Annotated in this window: 22 protein-coding genes; 14 read left to right on the top strand and 8 right to left on the bottom strand. The window is 72.8% G+C overall.

Features of this window, described 5'->3' with window-relative positions; genetic code table 11:
• Positions 1-167: 167 nt before the first annotated feature.
• The 6 genes from CLT71_RS09405 to CLT71_RS09380 form a co-directional block, all read right to left on the bottom strand.
• Positions 168-1022 carry an urease accessory protein UreD gene (locus CLT71_RS09405; protein ID WP_486483163.1) on the bottom strand — a complete coding sequence of 285 codons (855 nt, stop codon included), beginning with the start codon at positions 1020-1022 and terminating at the stop codon, positions 168-170.
• Entirely contained in the window at positions 941-1663 is a 723-nt protein-coding gene (ureG, locus tag CLT71_RS09400) for an urease accessory protein UreG (protein WP_101371289.1), read from the bottom strand. The genes CLT71_RS09405 and ureG overlap by 82 nt, the downstream gene beginning before the upstream one ends.
• Positions 1664-1748: 85 nt before the next feature.
• Entirely contained in the window at positions 1749-2477 is a 729-nt protein-coding gene (locus tag CLT71_RS09395; RefSeq protein WP_101366770.1) for an urease accessory UreF family protein, read from the bottom strand.
• 3 nt (positions 2478-2480) lie between these two features.
• Entirely contained in the window at positions 2481-4190 is a 1710-nt protein-coding gene (locus tag CLT71_RS09390) for an urease subunit alpha (RefSeq protein ID WP_101366769.1), read from the bottom strand.
• A complete protein-coding gene (locus CLT71_RS09385) occupies positions 4187-4567 on the bottom strand; it encodes an urease subunit beta (RefSeq protein ID WP_486483162.1) in 381 nt (126 codons plus the stop codon). The genes CLT71_RS09390 and CLT71_RS09385 overlap by 4 nt, the downstream gene beginning before the upstream one ends.
• Positions 4564-4866, bottom strand: a complete 303-nt coding sequence (locus CLT71_RS09380; protein ID WP_101371287.1) for an urease subunit gamma — start codon at positions 4864-4866, stop codon at positions 4564-4566. The genes CLT71_RS09385 and CLT71_RS09380 overlap by 4 nt, the downstream gene beginning before the upstream one ends.
• A gap of 323 nt (positions 4867-5189) precedes the next feature.
• Here CLT71_RS09380 and CLT71_RS09375 point away from each other — a divergent pair, with 323 nt between their 5' ends.
• The 5 genes from CLT71_RS09375 to CLT71_RS37900 all read left to right on the top strand — a co-directional run bounded on the left by CLT71_RS09375 (position 5190) and on the right by CLT71_RS37900 (position 8482).
• On the top strand, positions 5190-6344 hold the full coding sequence (locus CLT71_RS09375) for a glycosyltransferase family 2 protein (RefSeq protein ID WP_486483161.1): 1155 nt from the start codon (positions 5190-5192) through the stop codon (positions 6342-6344).
• Between the two features lie 2 nt (positions 6345-6346).
• Positions 6347-6487: a hypothetical protein gene (locus CLT71_RS37420; RefSeq protein WP_199187561.1), complete on the top strand. Its 141-nt coding sequence runs from the start codon at positions 6347-6349 to the stop codon at positions 6485-6487.
• Positions 6488-6839: 352 nt separating this feature from the next.
• Positions 6840-7592, top strand: a complete 753-nt coding sequence (locus CLT71_RS09370) for a hypothetical protein (protein ID WP_101366767.1) — start codon at positions 6840-6842, stop codon at positions 7590-7592.
• A complete protein-coding gene (locus tag CLT71_RS09365; protein ID WP_143743420.1) occupies positions 7585-8106 on the top strand; it encodes a hypothetical protein in 522 nt (173 codons plus the stop codon). Before CLT71_RS09370 ends, CLT71_RS09365 begins: the two co-directional genes overlap by 8 nt.
• On the top strand, positions 8084-8482 hold the full coding sequence (locus CLT71_RS37900; RefSeq protein ID WP_486483160.1) for a hypothetical protein: 399 nt from the start codon (positions 8084-8086) through the stop codon (positions 8480-8482). The genes CLT71_RS09365 and CLT71_RS37900 overlap by 23 nt, the downstream gene beginning before the upstream one ends.
• A 219-nt stretch (positions 8483-8701) precedes the next feature.
• On the opposite strand, the gene CLT71_RS09355 is transcribed toward CLT71_RS37900, so the two are convergent.
• A complete protein-coding gene (locus CLT71_RS09355; RefSeq protein ID WP_486483159.1) occupies positions 8702-9664 on the bottom strand; it encodes an alpha/beta hydrolase in 963 nt (320 codons plus the stop codon).
• Positions 9665-9730: 66 nt separating this feature from the next.
• Between CLT71_RS09355 and CLT71_RS09350 the strand changes: the two genes are divergently transcribed.
• Entirely contained in the window at positions 9731-10288 is a 558-nt protein-coding gene (locus CLT71_RS09350) for a TetR/AcrR family transcriptional regulator (RefSeq protein WP_486483158.1), read from the top strand.
• A 196-nt stretch (positions 10289-10484) separates the two neighbouring features.
• Here CLT71_RS09350 and CLT71_RS09345 read toward each other — a convergent pair whose 3' ends face one another.
• Complete coding sequence (locus CLT71_RS09345; protein WP_101366764.1) at positions 10485-11138, bottom strand: alpha-ketoglutarate-dependent dioxygenase AlkB; 654 nt, start codon at positions 11136-11138, stop codon at positions 10485-10487.
• Positions 11139-11221: 83 nt separating this feature from the next.
• Here CLT71_RS09345 and CLT71_RS09340 point away from each other — a divergent pair, with 83 nt between their 5' ends.
• The 8 genes from CLT71_RS09340 (at position 11222) to CLT71_RS09305 (ending at position 21384) form a co-directional block, all read left to right on the top strand.
• Positions 11222-11845, top strand: coding sequence for a PadR family transcriptional regulator (locus tag CLT71_RS09340; protein ID WP_101366763.1), 624 nt, complete (start codon positions 11222-11224; stop codon positions 11843-11845).
• Complete coding sequence (locus CLT71_RS09335) at positions 11842-12564, top strand: ABC transporter ATP-binding protein (RefSeq protein WP_101366762.1); 723 nt, start codon at positions 11842-11844, stop codon at positions 12562-12564. The genes CLT71_RS09340 and CLT71_RS09335 overlap by 4 nt, the downstream gene beginning before the upstream one ends.
• A 112-nt stretch (positions 12565-12676) precedes the next feature.
• Positions 12677-15193: an ABC transporter permease gene (locus CLT71_RS09330; RefSeq protein ID WP_101366761.1), complete on the top strand. Its 2517-nt coding sequence runs from the start codon at positions 12677-12679 to the stop codon at positions 15191-15193.
• 188 nt (positions 15194-15381) lie between these two features.
• Positions 15382-17208 carry an aspartate--tRNA ligase gene (gene aspS, locus CLT71_RS09325; RefSeq protein WP_101366760.1) on the top strand — a complete coding sequence of 609 codons (1827 nt, stop codon included), beginning with the start codon at positions 15382-15384 and terminating at the stop codon, positions 17206-17208.
• A 121-nt stretch (positions 17209-17329) separates the two neighbouring features.
• Positions 17330-18925 carry a hypothetical protein gene (locus CLT71_RS09320; protein ID WP_101366759.1) on the top strand — a complete coding sequence of 532 codons (1596 nt, stop codon included), beginning with the start codon at positions 17330-17332 and terminating at the stop codon, positions 18923-18925.
• Between the two features lie 174 nt (positions 18926-19099).
• Complete coding sequence (locus CLT71_RS09315) at positions 19100-19753, top strand: helix-turn-helix domain-containing protein (RefSeq protein ID WP_101366758.1); 654 nt, start codon at positions 19100-19102, stop codon at positions 19751-19753.
• Positions 19750-21063: an MFS transporter gene (locus CLT71_RS09310; RefSeq protein ID WP_101366757.1), complete on the top strand. Its 1314-nt coding sequence runs from the start codon at positions 19750-19752 to the stop codon at positions 21061-21063. The genes CLT71_RS09315 and CLT71_RS09310 overlap by 4 nt, the downstream gene beginning before the upstream one ends.
• A gap of 57 nt (positions 21064-21120) precedes the next feature.
• Entirely contained in the window at positions 21121-21384 is a 264-nt protein-coding gene (locus tag CLT71_RS09305) for a hypothetical protein (RefSeq protein ID WP_486483157.1), read from the top strand.
• Positions 21385-21451 lie beyond the last annotated feature (67 nt).

Below are 21451 nucleotides of genomic sequence, written 5' to 3'. Positions count from 1 at the left end.
CGCGGCGACCGCGCCGAAACCGCCAATGAAACGGAGCGACAGAGTTACCAGCCGTGACGTACCGTTCGTCGAACCCCCGCCGGAGGTCTCTTCATCGATCACGTCGACACGCCGTCAACAACGCTCATGGTCACTACAGCCAGCGCCACAGCAGGGAAAGCGCACCACTACCAGGCCTGCGGGACCGAGAGCTTGTCGAGGTGGTCGCGGACGGTTGCCGGATCGGGGCCGACGGCACTGATCAGGACGGCCGGGCCGCCGGCCAGCGGCAGGACCGCCGCCGCATCGCCGGACCGGACCCCCTGCGGCGGCCTGGGCTCGGGCTGTGGTCCGGTTTCGGACCAGGCGGGTTCGACAATCAGGACCGATCCGGTCGCGCGGGCGGAGCCGAGCACCGCCGCGCCGGACCAGCCGGACGAGCGGGGCCCGACGGCCAGGTCGCTGCGGAGCAGGGTACGGCCGGCGTACCGCAGCGTCGTCTCGATCCGTACGTCGCCGGGCGGCTCGGCGTGCCGGCCGCAGACCAGTTCCTCCCGCCAGATCAGGCTGGCACCGGCGGCCAGCTCGACGCGGCTGGTGGTGACATGGTTGCAGCCGGTCGCCCCGATCAGCGGCTCGGGCAGCCAGCGCAGCGCGCCGCCGGCCCCGACCCGGGCGGTCACCGACAGCCGGGACTGGGCACCGGCCGGACCCGGCAGGGCCAGCGCGGCGGCGACGCTGCGTACGCAGAGCCGGGCACCCGGACCCACCTCGATGTCGAGCTGGAGGTCGTCGCCGCCGAGCGGTCCGGCCGCCCCGCCGACCAGGTGCAGCCGGACCTCGCCGTCGGCGGCGGGTGGCCCGGTGCGGCGCAGCAGCAGCGGTGGATCGCCGCGCAGCACGGTCAGCCGGGTGCCCCCGGATCCGTCGGCGACGACAGCGAGCCGGGCGCGGGCCCGCATCAGCCGCGCGGCGTCGGCGTGGGTCCGCCACCGAGCCGCGAAGGCTCGCCGTGCCGGCTGGCGACCAGCCCTCGGATCCACTCGGCCACCTCGGTCGCCACCGGATCGGCGACCAGGGAGAGGAAGACCGTCGGCAGGTCGCCCCGGCGGGCGGCGGCGTCCCGGGCCATCACCGACAGGTCGGCACCGACCAGCGGCGCGAGGTCGGTCTTGTTGATCACGAGCAGGTCGGCGGAGGTGACACCCGGGCCACCCTTGCGGGGGACCTTGTCGCCACCAGCCACGTCCACAACGAAGATCTGCCGATCCACCAGGCCCCGGCTGAAGGTGGCGGTCAGGTTGTCGCCGCCGCTCTCGAGCAGCACCAGGTCGAGTGGACCGAGCGCGTCGGTCAGCTCCTCCACCGCGTCGAGGTTGGCGGAGATGTCGTCCCGGATCGCGGTGTGCGGGCAGCAGCCGGTCTCCACCGCCCGGACCCGCTCCGCCGGGAGTACGCCGTTGCGGAGCAGGAAGTCGGCGTCCTCTGTGGTGTAGATGTCGTTGGTGACCACCGCCAACCGGTACTCGTCGGCCAGCGCCCGGCAGAGCGCGGCGACCAGGGCGGTCTTGCCGGAGCCGACCGGGCCACCGATGCCGACCCGCACCGGCCCGGCGGTACCGGACGTTCGGGCGACCAGCGGCGGGTGCGGGTCGACGGCCGGATCAGGATGCCGGTGCGGCACCGCCCCGTCCGAATGGTCGTGCGGCCCGGCCTGCAAGTGTGGTTCAGAATGCTGCGACTGTGGTTCAGGATGCTGTGACTGTGGTTCAGGATGCAAAGAGACGCACCTCCCAGCTTGCGTGAATCTCGGCACCGATCTCCAGCAACGGTGCGGAGTCGGCGGGCAGCAGGTCGACGGGATCCCCGATCCGGGTGACCGCGTCGGCGGCGATCCGGTCGCACTCGCCGGCCAGCTCGGCGAGGAGCGCGTGTACCGCGTACGGGTCGAGGCCGAGCAGCCGCACGGCGGCGCTGGCCGGACCGCTGATCGCGCCGTAGGCCCCGGCGACGGCGGCCTCGGCCGGGTCGAGCCCGGCCGCTGCCGCCACGACGCCGAGGGCGACCGGATGGTGCAGGTCCCGGTGGGCCGGGTCCACCGACCAGAGCGCCCGACCGGCGCGGAGCAGGGCCCGACCCTGCACCCGGGAGGCCCGCCGCACCGCCGGGGCCGGGGTCCGGGCGTCGAGCCCGTTATCGAGTTCCGCCAGCCGGTCGGCGGGGCCAGCGGTGGCTGCCGGCCGATCCCCGGTGGTGGCGGCGACAGCAGTCGGCCGGTCGGCGGGACCAGCGGGGGTGGTGGCGGCGCAGGCGGCGGCGGTGAAGGCGGCGCCTACCCGGCCGGTGGTGGCCAGCCGGCCGCGCAGGAATGCTGCCAGCCCGGCCAGGTCGTGCAGCCCGCCGCCGACCACCGCGGCCTCCAGCCCGCCCGAGTGCGCGTGCCCGCCGGCCGGCAGCCGACCGTCGGCGAGGGTGAGCAGGGTGGCGAGTCCGGACATGACTCAGAAGAGGAAGTAGCGCTGGGCCATCGGCAGCTCCACCGCCGGCTCGGGCGCCACGACCGCACCGTCGATGCGTACCGTGAAGGTGTCCGGCTCGACCTCGATGCGCGGCAGGGCGTCGTTGCCCGGCAGGTCGGCCTTGCCCCGGGACCGGGTGTCGGCGACCGGGGCCAGCGCGCGGCGGATCCCGATCCGGTCGCCGAGCAGCGCGTCGATCGCGGCCGGGGCGACGAAGGCGAGGCTGGTCGCGGCGGGTGCCGCACCGTAGGCGCCGAACATCGGCCGGGGCAGCATCGGCTGCGGGGTCGGGATCGAGGCGTTGGCGTCGCCCATCTGGCCGAGCGCGATCATGCCGCCCTTGAGTACCAGATGCGGGCGTACCCCGAAGAAGGCCGGATCCCAGAGCACCAGGTCGGCGAGCTTGCCCGGCTCGACCGAGCCGACCTCGCCGTCGATGCCGTGTGCCACGGCCGGGCAGATGGTGTATTTGGCGACGTACCGGCGGGCCCGCGCGTTGTCGGCGGCGCCGTCACCGGGCAGCGCGCCGCGCCGGGCCTTCATCACGTGCGCGGTCTGCCAGGTACGGATGATCACCTCGCCGACCCGTCCCATCGCCTGTGAGTCCGAGCCGATCATCGAGATCGCCCCGAGGTCGTGCAGCACGTCCTCGGCGGCCATGGTGCTGGGCCGGATCCGGCTCTCCGCGAACGCCAGGTCCTCCGGCACGGTCGGGTTGAGGTGGTGGCAGACCATCAGCATGTCGAGGTGCTCGTCGAGGGTGTTCCGGGTGTACGGCCGGGTCGGGTTCGTCGACGATGGCAGTACGTTCGGCTCGGCGGCGACCCGGATGATGTCCGGCGCGTGCCCGCCGCCCGCCCCCTCGGTGTGGTACGCGTGGATGGACCGCCCGCCGATCGCCCGCAGGGTGTCCTCGACGAAACCGGCCTCGTTGAGGGTGTCGGTGTGGATCGCCACCTGCACCCCGGAGGCGTCGGCGACCCGCAGGCAGGCGTCGATCGCGGCCGGGGTGGTGCCCCAGTCCTCGTGCAGCTTGAAGCCGCCCGCCCCGCCGCGCAGCTGTTCCCAGAGCGACTCCTCGCTCACCGTGTTGCCCTTGCCGAGCAGCACCACGTTGATCGGCCAGGGGTCGAGCGCCTCCAGCATCCGCCCCAGATACCAGGGGTTCGGGGTGACAGTTGTCGCCTTGGTCCCCTCGGCCGGGCCGGTACCGCCGCCGATGATCGTGGTGATCCCACTGGCCAGCGCGGTTTCCAGGATCTGCGGGCAGATCAGGTGCACGTGGCTGTCGATCGCACCGGCGGTGAGGATCTTGCCGTTGCCGGAGATGATCTCGGTGCCCGGCCCGATCACCAGTTCCGGGTGGACCCCGTCCATGGTGTCCGGGTTGCCGGCCTTGCCGAGCGCGACGATCCGGCCGTCCCGGATGCCGATGTCGGCCTTGACCACACCCCAGTGGTCCAGCACCAGCGCGCCGGTGATCACCGTGTCCGGGGCGCCGCCCGCGCGGGTGACCATGGACTGTCCCATCGACTCGCGGATCACCTTGCCGCCGCCGAAGACCGCCTCGTCGCCGTACCCGCAGTGGTCCTGTTCGACCTCGATCAGCAGGTTGGTGTCGGCGAGCCGGATTCGGTCGCCGACGGTGGGACCGTAGAGGGCGGCGTACCGGCGCCGGTCCATGGTGCTCACGGTGCCTCCCCGCCGGGGGGCGGTGCGGCCGGGTCGGGATCGGGCGGCTCCGCCCGGTCGAGCGGGCCGGCGCACTCGCCGCGCAGTCCGGGGACGATCCGGGCGCCGCCGAGCGGCACCAGGTCGACGTCCCGGTCGATGCCGGGCTCGAACCGTACGGAGGTGCCGGCGGGTACCCCGAGCCGGTGTCCCCAGGCAGCCGCCCGGTCGAACTCCAGCGCCGGGTTCGCCTCGGCGAAGTGGTAGTGCGAGCCGACCTGCACCGGCCGGTCCCCGGTGTTGCGCACGGCAAGGGTGCGTACCGGCCGGCCGGGGTTGATCGTCACGTCGCCCGTACCGGGCAGCAGTTCGCCGGGGATCACGCCCGCCCCCGTCACGGAATCGGCTCGTGTACGGTCACCAGCTTCGTACCGTCCGGGAAGGTCGCCTCCACCTGCACCTCCGCGATCATCTCCGGGACACCGTCGAGTACGTCGTCGCGGCCGAGCACCGTCCGCCCGGTCTCCATCAGCTCGGCGACGGTACGCCCGTCCCTGGCGCTCTCCAGCAGGAACGCCGTGATCACGGCGACCGCCTCCGGATGGTTGAGCCGTAGCCCGCGCTCACGCCGGCGCCACGCCAGATCGGCCGCGACATGGACCATCAGCCGTTCTTGCTCGTGACGGGTGAGGAACATCGACACCTCCGCAGCGGGCGAGGACTCAGCGGATCGTGTCAGTCAGAGATTTCGATGAGGTTACGGCCGCCGCCTGCCGGGATCGACCCGCGGACCGGCTCCGGGCCACGCCGCCTCGCCTGACCGGGCCGCCACACGTCGACCGAACGGCCAGAACCCGACGCGGCACTTGGAGCCCTCCGGGCGAACACGTACGGTTACGAAAACCAAACCCGAAACCTGCTCGGAAAACTAACACTACCTGCGCAAAGGGCCCCTCGATGCGGGACGCCATCCTGTTGGCATCAATTACTCTCGGTGCAATTGTTCTGCTGGCAGTACTCGTGTCCTTCGGTGTCGGCTTTGTCTTCCCGGACCGGGTCGCGACGGCTCGGCACCGGCGACCCGACTACCCCCGACACCAGCCGGTCCCGCCGGAGCGGGTGGCGATCCTGATCGCCTGCAAGGACGGCGCGGCGACGATCGCCGGGACGGTCGCGGCGGCCCGGGCCACCGGCGCACCGGTGTACGTGGTGTCGGACGCGTCGACCGATCAGACCGCGAGGATGGCGGCCGAGGCCGGGGCCCAGGTGCTCGAACTCGACGTCAACGTCGGCAAGCCGGCCGCGCTGCACGCCGGCTACACCCACTTCGCCCTCGGCCGGAGCTACGCCGCGGTGGCGATCCTCGACGACGACGTGCTGGTCGCCCCGGACTTCGTCGCCGCCGCCGTCACGCTGTTCGGCCCCGAGGTGGCCATTGTGGTCGGCCACAACGTCACCTGGTGGCCGCCGGAGCACCGGTGGAACATGTGGCTGGCCAAGCGCGCCTTCAGCTACTGGGCCTACCAGGCGGTGATCCGGCGGATCCAGAGCCGTTTCAACGTGATGAACTGCATCTCCGGCTCGAACTCGATCTACCGCACCGAACTGCTGGACCTGATCCTGCCGCAGCAGCCGCCGTACATCGTCGACGACACGTACTGGGTGCTGGAGACCCACCGCCGCCGGCTCGGCAAGGTGGTCTACGCGCCGAGGGCGGTCGCGCAACTCCAGGACCCGACCACACTTCGGGACTGGTACCGGCAGAACCTGCGCTGGCTGTGGGGCACCTTCCAGGGCATCATCGGGCATCAGGTCGGCCGCCGGAACAGCCGGTTCGATCGCGCGTACCTGCTGTTGATGTTGCACTGGTCGCTCTACGTCCTCGGCGCACCGGTGACCGTGTGGCTGCTGGCGACCGCGGGTCCCGGGCTCGGTCCGGGGCTGCTCATCCTGCTGGCCGTCCAGGCCTGCTGGCTGGCCGTCGCCGCCTGGCGGCTGCGCCGGCCCCGGCTGCTGCTCTTCCTGCCGCTGATCATCGCGGCCGATCTGCTCTACCGGGTGGTGCTGGTGCACGCCCTGGTCAAGGCGATCCGGCAGCCCACCGTCGACCGGTGCGTCTGGGTCTCTCCCGCCCGCGTCGCCGTTCCCGTCCCAGCACATCAGGAGGGGAGGTGAACATGTCCGCACAGCAGGATCTCCCGGTTACCGGGGCGCCCGCCGCCGCAGCCGGGCTGATCGGTGGCCTGGCCCTGGCGCTCGGCACGCTACTGATGGCCGCCGCGCGGTGGGGTGCGAAGGCACGCCGCCGGTCTGGCTGACCGATCGGGGCGGTTCGGGGCCTGCCCAGGGCGCCGAACCGCCCTGACCCCACCCTCGGCACGTCGCCACCGACCCGAGTGGCCGTCGACCGGAGTCCACCGTCGTCGGTCGAGTTCATGCTGGTCAGAGGCCCTGTGTGTCGGTGATTTGTCCGTGCGAGGAAATGGTCCGTCACCGGTGGCTCGGTAACATGAGTGCTATCCGGGGTGATCGAGTCCGTCGATCATCGACCTGGCGACCCGGCCGGCGGTGGGGGCAGTGACCTCCCAGGACCTGCGGGCGGGCGGAGCGGCGTTGGGCGTGCACCTGTCGCGGTAGCCCGCACCCCACGAGGTCTGTTCGGGAGAGACCATGCCCACACCGCTCGTACCACTGACCTGTTGGCCGGGACCGGCCACCACCGGCGTACCGCCGAACACCGCCCTCACCCGATCCGGTTCGCTGGAACTGCGTCGGGACGGACAGGTGATCTCGAACCTGAACATCACCGGACGGGTGAGCGTGCACGCCAGGAACGTCACGATCCGCCGGTCGAGGATCGTCTCCGACGGCGCCACCTTTCCGATCCGCACCTTCGACTCGGCGGTCAACCTGCTGATCGAGGACGTCGAGATCGACGGTCGCGGACGCTCCCCGGTCGGTGTCTGCTTCGACGACTACACGCTGCACCGGGTGAACCTCCACCACGTCCAGGATGGATTGTGGATCGGCTCCCGGGTCAACGTCGTCGACTCGTGGATCCACGACCTCGTCCAGGTGCCCGGCTCGCACAACGACTGCCTGCGGGTCGTCGGTGTCGGCGACGTCCTCATCCGGCACAACCGGCTGGACGCGTACCGGCCGAGTACGGCCGAGGCGATGAACTCCTGCCTCAGTCTCGGCGTCGCCGTGCAGAACCTGCGCTTCGAGGAGAACTACTGCGACGGCGGCAACTACACGATCGGGATCCGCCCCGACCTCGCCGCATCGTCGGTGGTGTTCCGGGGCAACGTCTTCGGTCGCCACCACCGGACCGGGATCACCGCCCGCCCCACCCATCCCGGGGTGACCTGGGAGAAGTCCAATGTCTGGTTTGACACCGGTCGGCCGGTCGGACATGAATGAGCGCGAACCACCCCGGCGACCCCGGCCGCGCTGGCGTCCCGGACCCGTCCGGATGGTCTCCGGCCGGCATCCGTTCGAGGTGACCTCGCTGGCCACCGCGGTGGTCTGCGGAGCGCTCCTGGTCGTGCTCGACAGCCGTCCCCGGTCGGTCGCCGCGGCCATGCCCACCCTGCTGGAGCAGGTCTGGGCCGGCGGTCTCGTCGTGGCCGGGATCGCGGGGTTGTGCGGGGTCGCCTGGCGGGGGCAGCCCGCCACCGGCATGGGCGTGGAACTCGGGGCGCTGCTCTCCTTCGGCGCCCTCACCGGGATGTACGCCATCGCCGTCTTCGTCATCTCGGGCCGGCCCGGACTCGCCGCCGGCCTGTTCATCGCCGCGGTGGCCGTCGCCTCCTGGTGGCGGTGCGTGCAGATCGCCCGGGACCTCCACCGGCTGGCCCGGGCGCACGAGAAACGCGGCCCGGTGGTACCGGTACTCGTGGAAGGAGCATTCGGTGACCGCTCCAGTGCCCCCTGAGTCGGGCCCGCCCTGGGTCCAGATCCTGCTCTCCGCCATCGGCATCCTCGGTGGCGGCGGCGGAGTCGCCTCGGCCGCCGCCGTCCTGCTGCAACGGCGCCGGTTCCGGGCGGACGCCGCCGACGTACTGACCGACACCGCGCTCACCCTGGTGCAACCGCTCAGGCACCGGGTCGCCGAGCTGGAGGCGGAGACGATCATCGCCCGGGAGCAGGTGGAGAAGGCGACCCGGGAAATCACCGAACTGCGGACGGTGGTCGGCGAGGCGACCACGATGATCCGGCGGTGGCGGACGGCGATCCTCGCCCCGGACGCCACGATCGGCCAACTGCGGGCTCTCGTCACGCACAGCAGGCCCTGGCACGACGACATCTAGCGGCTGGCGGCGGTCGCGGGCTGGTAGTGGTCGCGGGCCGGCGGCGGTAGCGAGCACCGGGCGGTAGCGAGCACCGGCGGCTTCGGGCGCCGGGCGGCTTCGGGCACCCTGAAGCCGCCCGGCGCCGAACAGGACTTCCGCGACCTGCTCGCCGCTGCGGTCGACTCGCTGCCGACGGATTGACCGGACGGACGGTCAGGGGACCGCCCCGGGCGCTTGTCACATTCGCAGGGCCGTGTGGAGATGGCCGCGCAGGAAGGCGAGGATCTCGCGGCGCCCGGGTCGGGCCGCGGGCACCAGACCCGGGGTACTCAGGAAGCCGTGGGTGGCCCTCGGATAGCAGGTCAGGTGGGCGTCGGTGCCGTGCTCGCGGAGCCGCTCGACGTAGCGGCGCCCGTGGTCGGAGACCGGGTCCAGCGCGGCGGTGACGACCAGCGTCGGTGGCAGGCCGGCGAGATCGTCGAACTTCACGGGAGAAACACTGCGCGGATCGAGGGCGGCCGGCAGGCTCAGCCTGTGGCACGTGCGTAACCGGGACAGTGAGAGGGTGGGGTTGTCGGCGTTGCGCGTGACCGAGGGATAGTCGGTGATCGTCTCTGTCCAGTCCGTACTCGGATAGATCAGCACCTGTGCGGACAGCGGCGGGCCCTCCTTGCGGGCCCGCAACGCGATGAGCGCGGCGATCATGCCTCCGGCACTTTCGCCCACTACCGCGACGGTGCCGGGGTCGATGCCCCAGCCGGCGGCGTCGTCGACGAGCCGGACCAGCGTGTCGTAGCCGTCCTCGACCGGTGCCGGCAGCGGATGTTCCGGAGCGAGCCGGTATTCCACCGATACCACCACCGCCGGACAGCGGGCCGCGAGGTGACTGTTGAGCCAGTCGTTCTGCGCGGCGGTGCCCGCGACGAAACCGCCGCCGTGGAACGAGACGACCAGCGGCAGCCGCCGGTCTGCCCGCTTCGGGCGATGCACCCGCAGCGTCAGGCGGCGGCCCGGCAGGTCGATCGTCGTCTCCTCGATCCGGGCCTGCCGGTCCGGCCAGCCGGTGACGATCCGGGCGGCCCGGGACGACACCGTCCGGTTCGACTTTTCCCGGGCGGCGATCACCTGATCGTTGGTCAGGGTCGTCCAGTCCTGGGCGTCCTTGAGGATGCGGGTACCCAGTGGAGCCTTGCCTCTCATCGGTCCTCCCTGCACGAGCGGATTACGCTACGACCGGTAGCGTAATGGCCAGAGTAGCCTGAGTCGGTGTCGGTATCCACTCCGTCCCCGCCCGGGCGCCCACGATCGGACCTGCACGCGACCGTGTTCGCGGCCACCCTGCGCACCGTGCACGAACTGGGCTACGTGAACGCGACGATGGATCGGATCGCGGCGGCGGCGGGCGTCGCGAAGACGACGATCTATCGGCGATGGCCGTCGAAGGGTGCTCTGATCACGGACTGTCTCGTCGACCACTTCGGCGAGGTGCCGCTGACCGGCACCGCGCGTAGGGAGATCGTCTCCTCGGGGGTCCGCTTCCTCGCGGCGAAGATCAGCGAGCCCGGGGTCGGTGCGGCGTTCGCCGGCGTGTTCGTCGAGGCCATCAGCGATCCCGGGCTGCGGGAGATCCTTGCCGCCCGGCTCCAGGATCCATATCGGCTGCTGCTCCAGGACGTGCTCGGCGAGCCGGAGCACCGGGTCCTGCTGCTCATCGACGTCCTCGTCGGCACCATGCTGCACCGGATGGGCATGACCGGCGCACCCATGGTCGAGGCCGACGTCGCCGCGCTGACCGAGATGGTCCTGCACCTGCTTCACGACTGACTGGTTTCATCTGGTTCGATGCCTCGGTCGGGTCGACCAGGTTGACCAGGCGACCGGGTGACTCAGTCGGCGTCCGAGCCGTCATCCGGCGGTGCCGGTTCGTGGGCTGGACCCGTTCCCGCCGGGGGTGAACCGGTGGCGGGGCGGCTGTTCGGCGGCCGAGGCTCGGGCGGTCCCGGTGGACCCGGGCACGTGCTCAGGCCACTCCCACCGGTCGGAACTGCACGCTGACCCGTGGACCCACCGGTCGGGAGGTCTTCGGGACGGCATGCTCCCAGGTGCGTTGGCAGGAGCCGCCCATCACGACCAGGTCGCCGTGCCCGAGCGGGAAGCGCAGGCTCGGCCCGCCGCCGCGGGGGCGCAGCAGCAACGGCCGGGGCGAGCCGAAGGAGACGATCGCGACCATCGTGTCCTCGCGGGCGGAGCGGCCGAGCGTGTCACCGTGCCAGGCGACGCTGTCCCGCCCGTCGCGGTAGAGGCACATCCCGGCGGTGACGAACGGTTCGCCCAGCTCGGCGGCGTAGTGCTGACTCAGCCGCTCCCGGGCGGCGCCGAGCACCGGGTGCGGCAGCGGCTCGCCACCGGCGTACCAGCGGAGCAGTCGGGGGACGTCGACCACGCCGTCGTACATCCGGCGGCGCTCGGCCTGCCAGTCGACCTCGCCGAGCAGGGTGCGCAGTACGGCGTCGGAGCCCCGGACCCAGCCGGGCAGGTGATCGACCCAGGCCCCGGCGGTCAGCTCGTGCCGCCGGAGTGCCCCGGCGAGCGGACCGAGGGTGGCGCCGTCACCGGCGATACCGTCCCCGATGGCCAGATCCAGCATCGAGGGCTGGTAGGCGCCGGTCGTCATCCGGCCATGCTAGCTCCGCTCGAACGCACGTACGAGCGGGGATCTATTTACTCAGTAACTACTTATCGAGTAAGTTGGGCGGCATGCAACGCAACGCGGTGCGCTGGGGGCTGCTCGCCCTCTTCGCTGACGGACCCAAATACGGCTACCAGCTCAGGACCGAGTTCGACACCCGGACGGGCGGGACCTGGGCGCTCAACGTCGGCCAGCTCTACACCACACTGGAGCGGCTGGACCGGGACGGCCTGGTCGGCGCGGTCGGCACCAACGACGAGGGCCGGACCATCTACGCCATCACCGACCAGGGCCGGGCGGCGCTGGCGGAGTGGTTCGCCACCCCGGTCACCGACACCGACCGGCCGCGCAGTGAACTGGCCATCAAACTCGCCATGGCGGCGGCCACCCCCGGCATCGACGTCACAGCGGTCGTGCAGGCCCAACGGACCGAGTCGATGCGGCAGATGCGCGACCTCACCGACCTGCGTCGGCGGGCCGACCGGACGGACGACGTCGCCTGGCTGCTCCTCCTCGACCACCTGGTGTTCGGGCTGGAGAGCGAGATCCGTTGGCTCGACCACGTCGAGGCGACCGTGCTGCGGTACCGTACCCGCCGGCCGGGCCCGACCGGGTCCGCTGACCGGGCGATGGCGGAGACCGCCGACGAGCCGGCGGCGGAGGGGTCGAGCGCCACGGGGGCGGTCCGATGAGCGAGGTCGTGCTGCGGTTCACCGACGTGGGCCGGACGTACCCGTCCGGCGAAACCGAGGTCCAGGCCCTGCACGGGGTGAGCTTCGAGGTGGCGGCGGGGGAGCTGGTGGCCGTGATGGGGCCGTCCGGCTCCGGCAAGTCGACCATGCTCGCGCTGGCCGGCGGCCTGGACCGGCCGACCCGGGGTGCGGTCCAGGTCTCCGGCGTCGACCTCGACACGCTGGACGCCGCCGGCCTGGCCCGGCTGCGCCGCGACCGGATCGGCTACGTCTTCCAGGATCTCAACCTGGTCACCGACCTGACCGCGGCGGAGAACGTCGCGCTGCCCCGGGAACTGGCCGGGGTGTCGGCCCGCTCCGCCCGCCGGGAGGCGATCGCCGCACTGGTCCAGGTCGGGCTCGGCGACCTCGGACACCGCTTCCCGGACCAGCTTTCCGGTGGGCAGCAACAGCGCGTCGCGATCGCCCGGGCACTGATCGGCGAGCGCCGGCTGGTGCTGGCCGACGAGCCCACCGGCGCGCTCGACTCGGAGACCGGCGAGGCGGTGCTCGCGGTACTGCGGTCCCGGGTCGAGGCGGGCGCCGCCGGAGTACTTGTCACCCACGAGCCCCGGTACGCCGGCTGGGCCGACCGCACGATCTTCCTGCGCGACGGCCGGCTGGTCGACTCCACCGGCCCGCGCCGCACGCCCGAGCAGTTGCTGGGCGGGCGGGCATGATCCGGCGGACCGGACGCCTGACACGACGCGGAGCCGTCGACGGGCCGGCCGGCGAGGTGGCGGCATCACGGCCCGACGAGGTGACGGCATCACGGCCCGGCGAGGTGACGAAATGACGGGACAGTGGCGCGGGTCGTGGCGTACCGCGACGCGGATCGCCCGCCGGTCCGTCCGGCGCAACCGGGGGCGCAGCGCGCTGATCCTGCTGCTGCTCTTCCTCCCCGGGTACGCCGCCACCGTGCTGGTGGTCGCCTGGGCGAACGTGGCCGGCCTGGACCGGAGCATCGACCACCGGATCGGCGCCGCCGACCTGATGCTGTCGGCCCAGCCCGACGAACTCGCCCGGCTCGCCGGCACCCTGCCGCCGGGCAGTCGCACCCTCCCGCTCGGTACCGGCCGCACCGTCGTCTCGCTCCCCGGTGGGCAGCTCGCCGGCTACGAGTACGAGGCGACGGACCCGACCGACCCGCTCAACCGGGGCCGGTACGTCGTCCGGGCCGGGGTCCCGCCCCGGGGTCCCGGCGAGGTCGCCCTCAGCAGTGTGCTGGCCGACCGGCTCGGTGTGCGGCCCGGGGCCGAGATCGCGGCCGGGATGCCGCAACGCCGGCTCACCGTCGTCGGGATCATCGACCTGAGCCGGTCACTCAAGCTCGCCGCGCTGGTGGTGCCGGCCGACGCGCCGCTGTCCGGCGGGATGAGCCGCAGCCTGCTGGTCGAGGTCGCCGGGGGCCCGGCGGCCTGGGTACGCCCGCCGGTCGGACCCGGCGAGGTGATCGGGTCCCCGGACGGCAGCACTGTCGGCCTGGGGCAGAACTACACGGTGACGGACCGGCAGTCGCTGACACCGACCCCGCAGGCTCGGGCGTTGCAGGCCGCCGCGACCGCGCTGGTGGTCAGTTTCGCCGCCGCCCAGGTGGTGCTGCTCACCGGCGCCGCCTTCCTGGTCGGCGCGCGGCGGCAGCGGCGGGAACTCGCACTCGTCGCGGCGGCCGGCGGCACTCCCCGGCAGGTGGCCAGGATCGTGCTGGCCGGTGGGCTGCTGCTCGGTGCCGTCGCGGCCGGCACCGGAGTCGGCCTCGGGCTGGCCACCTTCGCCCTGGTCGGTCCGACCGTCGAGCGGATAGCCGACCGCCCGATCCTCGACGTCGAGGTCCCGTACCTGTCGGTTCTCGCGGTGGCGGCGCTGACCGTCGCGATCGGACTGTCCGCCGCGTACCTGCCGGCCCGGTCCGCCGGCCGGGCGACACTGCGGTCCGCCCTCGGTGGCCTGCGACCGCGACGCGGTGCCGACCTCGGCTGGCTGGCCGTCGGGCTCGCCCTGCTCGCTGGTGGCGCGGCGACCCTGCGGTACTCGGCGCATCCGGACGGTCGCACCGAACTGATCGCGGCCGGCGGGGTGCTCCTGCTGGTCGGTGCCGTCGCCACCGCGCCGGCACTCGTGCGCGGGGTCGGGCGGCTCGCCCCGGTGCTGCCGCTCGCCGGCCGGCTCGCTCTGCGGCACGCGGCCCGGCACCATCTGCGTACCGCGGCGGCGGTCGCCGCGGTCGGCGCCGCCGTCGCCGGCAGCGTGGCGTTGACCCTGGTCGGCACGGCGCGTGGCGAGGCCGCGGCGGTCTGGCGGGACGCCCGCGACGGGCAGGTACTGCTGCCGGCCGAGGCGGCGGCCACACTCGGGCTGGACGGGATCGGGCGGTTCGCCGCCACCCTGCCCGCCCGGAGCGCGGTCGCGCTGCGTACGGCGACAGACCCGGAGCGGCCGGGAACCGGCGTACTCCTGCCCGGGGCACCGGCTGGCGAGGTGCGGGACGGCACGATACCCGTCGCCAGCCAGCAGTACGGCATCGCGGTCGGCGGGGCGGAGACCATCCGCGCCGTCACCGGCCGGGAACCGACAACGGCGGAACTCGCCGCGCTGCGGGACGACGCGGCCGTGCTCTTCAACGACGCGCTGGCGGTGGACGGCCGGGTGGCGGTCAGGGCGGGCGAGGACGGCCCGGTGGCGGTGCCGGCGGTGGTCGCGGTGCGCGGCGAGTACTTCCGGGACCTGCCGGGAATCCTGATCTCCGAGGCCACCGCCGAGCGGGTCGGGTTGGTGGTCACCCCGGGCAGGCTGCTGGTGGACACCACCCGGGCGCCCCGGCCCGACGAACTCGCCGCCGCGACAACGGTGCTGCTGCGGGCGCAGCTCGCCGCCGTACCGGTGCCGTCGGCGCCGTTCCGCGTCGAGCCGGCGGCGGTGCGGCAGACCGCGCCGGAGACGACCCGGACGATGTTCTACCTGCTGGTGACGGTGAGTGCGGTGGTGACCGTGGCGGCGAGCGTGGTCGCGGTCGGGCTGGCCGCCGCGGAGATGCGCGCCGACCTGACCACCATGACGGCGGTGGGGGCCGGGCCGGGCACGGCGCGTCGGATCCGCGCGGCCCAGGCCGCCGTGGTGGTCGGGCTGGGCGCCCCGCTCGGGCTGCTCGCAGGTCTCGGCCCCGCCGCCGGGTACGTCGCGTTCAACAGCGCGGCGGACTGGCACACCCCGTGGGGCAGGCTGCTGCTCGTGGTACTCGTCCCACCGCTGCTCGCCACCCTGCTGGCCGGCACCCTGGTCCGGTCCCGGCCGATGCGCCGGACGGCCTGACCGGTCGGCCCGCACAGCGGCCGGTACCCGCGCCGACCGGTCGACCGGCGCGGAACGTGGCCGACGGTGGCGGGTACCGACCGGGGTGCCGGACCCGGCGGGTGGGGCGCCGGGCGGTCCGGACCGTCCTGACAGAATGTCAGGGCAGCAACCCGGACCGCCCGGAAAGACGTGAGGAGACACCTGTCGTGATCCGTACCCATGACGCCGGCACCCTGCGCGCGAGCGACGCCGGCAGCACGGTGACCCTCGCCGGCTGGGTCGCCCGCCGGCGGGACCACGGCGGAGTCATCTTCGTCGACCTGCGGGACGCCTCCGGCGTGGTGCAGGTGGTCTTCCGCGAGGGGATGGATTCGGCGCACGCGCTGCGCAACGAGTTCTGCGTCCAGGTCACCGGCGAGGTGACCCGCCGTCCCGAGGGCAACGACAACCCCGAGCTGGCCACCGGCGAGATCGAGGTGACAGTCAACCGGCTGGAGATCCTCTCCGAGGCGGCGCCGCTGCCGTTGCCCGTCGACGACCAGGTGGAGGCCGGCGACGACATCCGGCTCAAGTACCGCTATCTCGACCTGCGGCGCAGCGGACCGGCGAAGGCGATGCGGCTGCGCTCGGCGGCCAACCAGCTCGCCCGGCAGGTGCTGCACTCCCGTGACTTCCTGGAGATCGAGACGCCGACCCTGACCCGGTCGACGCCGGAGGGTGCCCGCGACTTCCTGGTGCCGGTACGCCTCCAGCCCGGCACCTGGTATGCCCTGCCGCAGTCACCGCAGCTCTTCAAGCAGCTGCTGATGGTCGGCGGGATGGAGCGCTACTACCAGATCGCCCGCTGCTACCGGGACGAGGACTTCCGGGCCGACAGGCAGCCCGAGTTCACCCAGCTCGACATCGAGATGTCCTTCGTCACCGAGGACGACGTGATCGACCTCGGTGAGGAGATCGTGGCAACCCTCTGGCGTGAGCTGGCCGGGCACGAGATCAGCCGGCCGATTCCCCGGATCACCTGGCACGACGCGATGGACAGGTACGGCTCCGACAAGCCCGACCTGCGCTACGGGGTCGAGCTGACCGAGCTGACCGACTACCTGCGCGGTACCGAGTTCCGGGTATTCGCCGGGGCGATCGACGCCGGTGGCTACGTCGGCGCGGTGGTGATGCCGGGCGGTGCCGGGCAGAGCCGCAAGGAGCTGGACGGCTGGCAGGACTGGGCGAAGGCGCGCGGGGCCCGTGGCCTGGCGTACGTGGTGCTGGACGCCGAGTCCGGCGAGGCCCGGGGGCCGGTGGCGAAGAACCTCTCCGCCGAGCACCTGGCCGGGCTCGCCGACGCGGTCGGGGCGAAGCCGGGCGACGCGGTCTTCTTCGCCGCGAGCACCCAGCGGCGGGAGGCGCAGGAGCTGCTCGGTGCGGCCCGGATCGAGATCGCCAGGCGGGCCGGCCTGGTCGACGAGAGCGCCTGGGCGTTCTGCTGGGTGGTCGACGCGCCGATGTTCGAGCCGGCCTCCGAGCAGGAGGGCGGTCGGGCGGGTGGCTGGACCGCCGTGCACCACCCCTTCACCTCGCCGAACGCCGACTGGATGGACCGGTTCGAGGAGGCGCCGGACCAGGCGCTGGCTTACGCGTACGACATCGTCTGCAACGGCAACGAGATCGGCGGTGGCTCGATCCGTATCCACCGGGCCGACGTACAGCGTCGGGTCTTCGACCTGCTCGGCATCAGCCCGGAGGACGCGGCGGACAAGTTCGGGTTCCTGCTGGAGGCGTTCAAGTACGGGCCGCCGCCGCACGGCGGGATCGCCTTCGGCTGGGACCGGGTCTGCATGCTGCTGGCCGGGGCGGACTCGATCCGCGAGGTGATCGCCTTCCCGAAGACCCGGGGCGGGTTCGATCCACTGACCAGTGCACCGACTCCGATCACGGCGCAGCAGCGGGCCGAGGCGGGCATCGACGCCAAGCCGAAGCCGGCAGCGCCCGCGCACGGTGGTACCGCCGGGGTGGCCGCCCCGGTCGAGCCTTCCTGAGGCATTTCGGGGCAAAGCCTCCCGGGACGTCCGGCGTACCGGGAGGCACCTGCTGGGGGCGTATTCCGGGACGGCGGGGGTGGGCGGCAATCGACTTGCCTGGGATGCTCATACTCGGTCCATGGTGCCCAACCCTGATCTGATCATTGACCTGGATCCGAGCGAGGCGGGAGTCGAGGTCGTCAAGACCGTCGTCCTGCCCTGGTCGGGCCAGAGCACCCCATTGCGGATCCCGGCCGGCCTCGGCGACGGCAGCGTACTGCGGCTGCCCGGCATCGGCCCGGCGACCATGCCCGGCGGCCCGCCCCGGGACGCGTACGTCCAGATCCGGATCGTGCCGGGCGGAGGCGGCGCGGCCCCCGCGGGCTTCGGAGCCGCCCCCTTCGGTGCCCCCGGCCCGGTCCCACCGGTGACCTCGGCCCCGCCGACCACGCCGTTCGGGGCCCCGCCGACCGCCCCCTACGGCACCCCGCCGGTCTCGGCCCCGCCGACCGCCCCCTACGGCACCCCGCCGGTCTCGGGTCCCCCGACCACGCCGTTCGGTGCGCCGCCGCCGGTCTCGGCCCCGCCGACCGCCGCCTTCGGTGCCCCGCCGGTGTCGGGTCCGCCGACCACGCCGTTCGGTGCGCCGCCGCCGGTGTCGGGTCCGCCGACCCCGTACGGGGCCGGTCCGCCCGGGCCGCCGTTCGGCCACCCGCCGCAGTTCGGTGCGTTTCCGCCGCCACAGCCCGCCAAGTCGGGGCGCGGCAAGATCATCGCCATCGTCGGCGGTGCCGTCGCGGTGGTCCTGCTGGTTGCCCTGGCGGTACCGCTGCTGATCTGGGCCGGCAACCGGGGCTCCGACGACGGCGGCTCGAACCGGACGGCCTCCGGGCAGGACGCCGATCCCTCGCCGAGCGCGGCGCCGATCAGCGTCCAGGAATACCAGGCGCTGCTGGCCGAGGTCGACAAGGCACTGGCGCCCGGCTTCACCCAGCTCAGCGCGGCGAAGAACCCCAAGGCGGTGGGTGACGCCGCCGGCACCATCGGCCGGACCCTCGACCAGCAGATCAGCGCGCTCTCCACAATCGTGCCGCCGCAGAACGCCGCTACGGCACACGCCGACCTGCTGCGTGGCCTGGAGGGCATGGTCGACTCGGTCACCGAGACCGGCTCGGCCGCCGGGGCCGGCGAGGTCTGCCTCGGTTCGTCGGCACTGGCCCGGCTGAGCCGGGACCCGTCCGCCGAGGACGTACGCACCGCGCAGCAGGCGCTGGCGGCGGCGGACCCCGCGCAGCCGTACCAGGTCGGCGCGTTCGTGCCGAAGAAGACGGCGGACAGCAACCGGCGGCTGAGCAACGGCGCCTACCTCAAGCGGGTACGCAGCGGGCAGGGGCAACTGAAGATCGAGAATGGCGGCAGCAGCGACGCCGTCATCAACCTGGTGCTCGGCAGCGCCAAGACGCCGACGGTGAGCGTCTACGTCCGGGCGAAGGGCAAGCACACCGTCTCCTCGATCAAGGACGGCACCTACCGGATCTACATGACCGGTGGCAAGGACTGGGACGCCCGGGCCAAGGCGTTCAGCCGGAACTGCAACTTCCAGCGCTTCGAGGACACCTTCAAGTTCACCACCACCTCCAGCCAGTACACGATCTGGACGATCACGCTGACCCCGGTCGCGGGCGGGAACGCCCAGACCAGCGAGGTCGACCCGAACTCGTTCCCGGGCGGCTGACCGGAGGCGATCAGGGCCTCCCTGGCGGGAGGCGGGCGGCGCCATAGCTGACGGCGTGCCGGCGGGGTCCACGGACCCGGCCGGCACGCCGCTGCTGTTTCCGGCTTGATCTTCATGCACAGGTTCTGTGCACAACTATTGTGCACGGAACCTGTGCACAGTTACTGTGCATCCATGGAACCGTCGCCTCCCGACCAGTCGTCCTCGGTGGTGGCGCTGGACAGCGCCCAGATCCGCGTCCTGGCCCACCCGCTGCGCGCCCGCCTGCTGATCGCGCTCCGCTCGGACGGCCCGGCCACCGCGACCCGGTTGGCCCAGGCACTCGGCACCAACACCGGGGCCACCAGCTACCACCTCCGGCAGCTCGCCGACGCCGGGCTGGTGGTGGAGGAACCCGACCGGGGATCCGGGCGGCAGCGCTGGTGGCGAGCCGCCCACCAGTTCAGCAGTTGGCGCCGGAGCAACTTCGACGGCGACCCGGACGCGCTGGCCGCGGCCGACTGGCTGCACCGGCACGCGGTACGGCTGCACGCCGACCTGACCGAGCGCTGGATAACCGATCAGCTCGAGTACCCGGTCGAGTGGCGTGACGCGGCGACCTTCTCCGACGTACTGCTCCGGCTGACCCCGGCACGGTTGCGGCAACTCACCGACGAGTTGCACGCGGTGGTCGACCGCTACCGGGACGCCGTACCGGCGGTCGACGGCGCGGACCCGCCCCGGCCGGGGGACGGCACCGAGCAGGTCCTGCTCTATCTGCACAGCTTTCCGGTACGCGGCCGGATACCCCTGGCCGGCGGAGTCGACGAGAACGGAGAGCGGCCGTGACCGCGCTGACCGGCCGGCAGGTCCGGCGGCGTTACCTGATCCTGCACGGGCTGCGCTGGCTGCCCACCGGACTGCTGATCCCGGTGCTCATGCTGCTGTTGCTGGAACGCGGGCTCAGCCTGCCGCAGGTCGGGTTCGTCGTCGCCGCGCAGGGGCTGCTGGTGCTCGCGCTGGAGTTGCCGACCGGCGGATTCGCCGACGCGCTGGGGCGCAAACCGGTGCTGGTCGGGGCGGCGCTGGCCAACCTCGGATCGCTGCTGCTGCTGTTGACCGCCGACACCTTCGCGCTGCTGCTTCTCGTCTTCGTACTCCAGGGGATCTTCCGGGCCCTGGACAGCGGCCCGCTCGAATCCTGGTATGTCGACGCCGCCCTGGCCGCCGACCCCGACACGCCGATCGAGCGGGGCCTCAGCGCCGGCGGAGTCGTTCTCGGGGTCTGCATCGGCACCGGCGCGCTGCTCAGCGGTGGCCTCGTCGCGTTCGGTCCGATCGGTCCGGTCAGCGCGCTCACCCTGCCGGTGGTGGTGGCGATCGTCCTGGAGGTCGTCGCCCTGACCAGCATGCTCCTGCTGCTGGTGGAGGTCCGCCCGGCCGGCGGGGTCGCCGCGCTGCGCGGCTCGCTCCGGGCGGTACCCGGCGCCATCGGTGGCGCGCTCGGGCTGGTCCGCCGGTCCCGGATCGTGCTCGCGTTGATCGCGGTGGAGTTGTTCTGGGGCTTCGGGATGGTCACCTTCGAGGCGCTGCTTCCGGTACGCCTCGCCGAGGTGCTGCACGACCCGGAGCGGGCGGCGGCGCTGCTCGGCCCGACCGCCTCGGTGGCCTGGCTCGCCTCAGCGGGTGGCGCGGCAGTGATCGCGTACGCCAGCCGGTGGCTGGGCGTGCCGATCACCGCAGGGCTGCTCCGGATCCTCCAGGGGGCCACGGTCGTCGGGATGGGACTGCTCGCCGGGCCGGTCGGAATCATCACGGCCTACCTGCTCTGCTACGCCGTGCACGGCGCGTCCAACCCGCTGCACTCCGCACTGCTGCACCGGCAGGTCGACGGCCCGTACCGGAACAGCGTCATCTCGCTGAACTCGATGGTGGCCCAGCCGGCCGGCGCGCTCGGCGGCGTCCTGCTCACCTCGCTGGCCGCGGCGACCTCGGTGAGTACGGCGATGGTGGTGGGCGGTGTCGTACTGGCCGTCGCCGCACCGCTCTACCTGCCGGCCTGGTGGGCGGGCCGCCGCGCGCCGGTGCCCGCCCAGCCCGGTCCGGTCGACTCCGGTCAGACCGACTCTCGGCCGGCCGGCCGGGCCGGAGTCGGCTGACCAGCCGACCTCCGTCGGGATGCCGGTGGATTGGCCGACGCCGCTGTCGGGTACATCGTGGCCGACCTACTGGGACCCCCGCCGGAGGAACTCATGCTTGCCTATATCGCCGCCGGAGTTTTCGCCTTCGCGTTGCTGCTGGACCTCTTCGAGGAGGACCTGGGCGCGCCCGACCTGTTCAACTTCTCCACCCTGGTGCTGATCGGCCTGCTCTGCCTCGCCCTCTACCTCGCCGGAGTGGGCCGTGGCCCGCGCGCGGCCGGCGGTGGTGGCGGCGGCGGCGGACGGTGGTACCGAGGTCGCCGGCCCGGTCGAGGCTGATGACCGTCGGAACACGACCGGCCCGGTTATCGGTGCATTTCCGGCACCGGAAACCGGGCCGGTAATG

The sequence above is a fragment of the Plantactinospora sp. CNZ320 genome (genome assembly GCF_002846275.1).
Note: the sequence above shows the minus strand (reverse complement) of the source record. Positions and strands in the feature narration are given on the sequence as shown.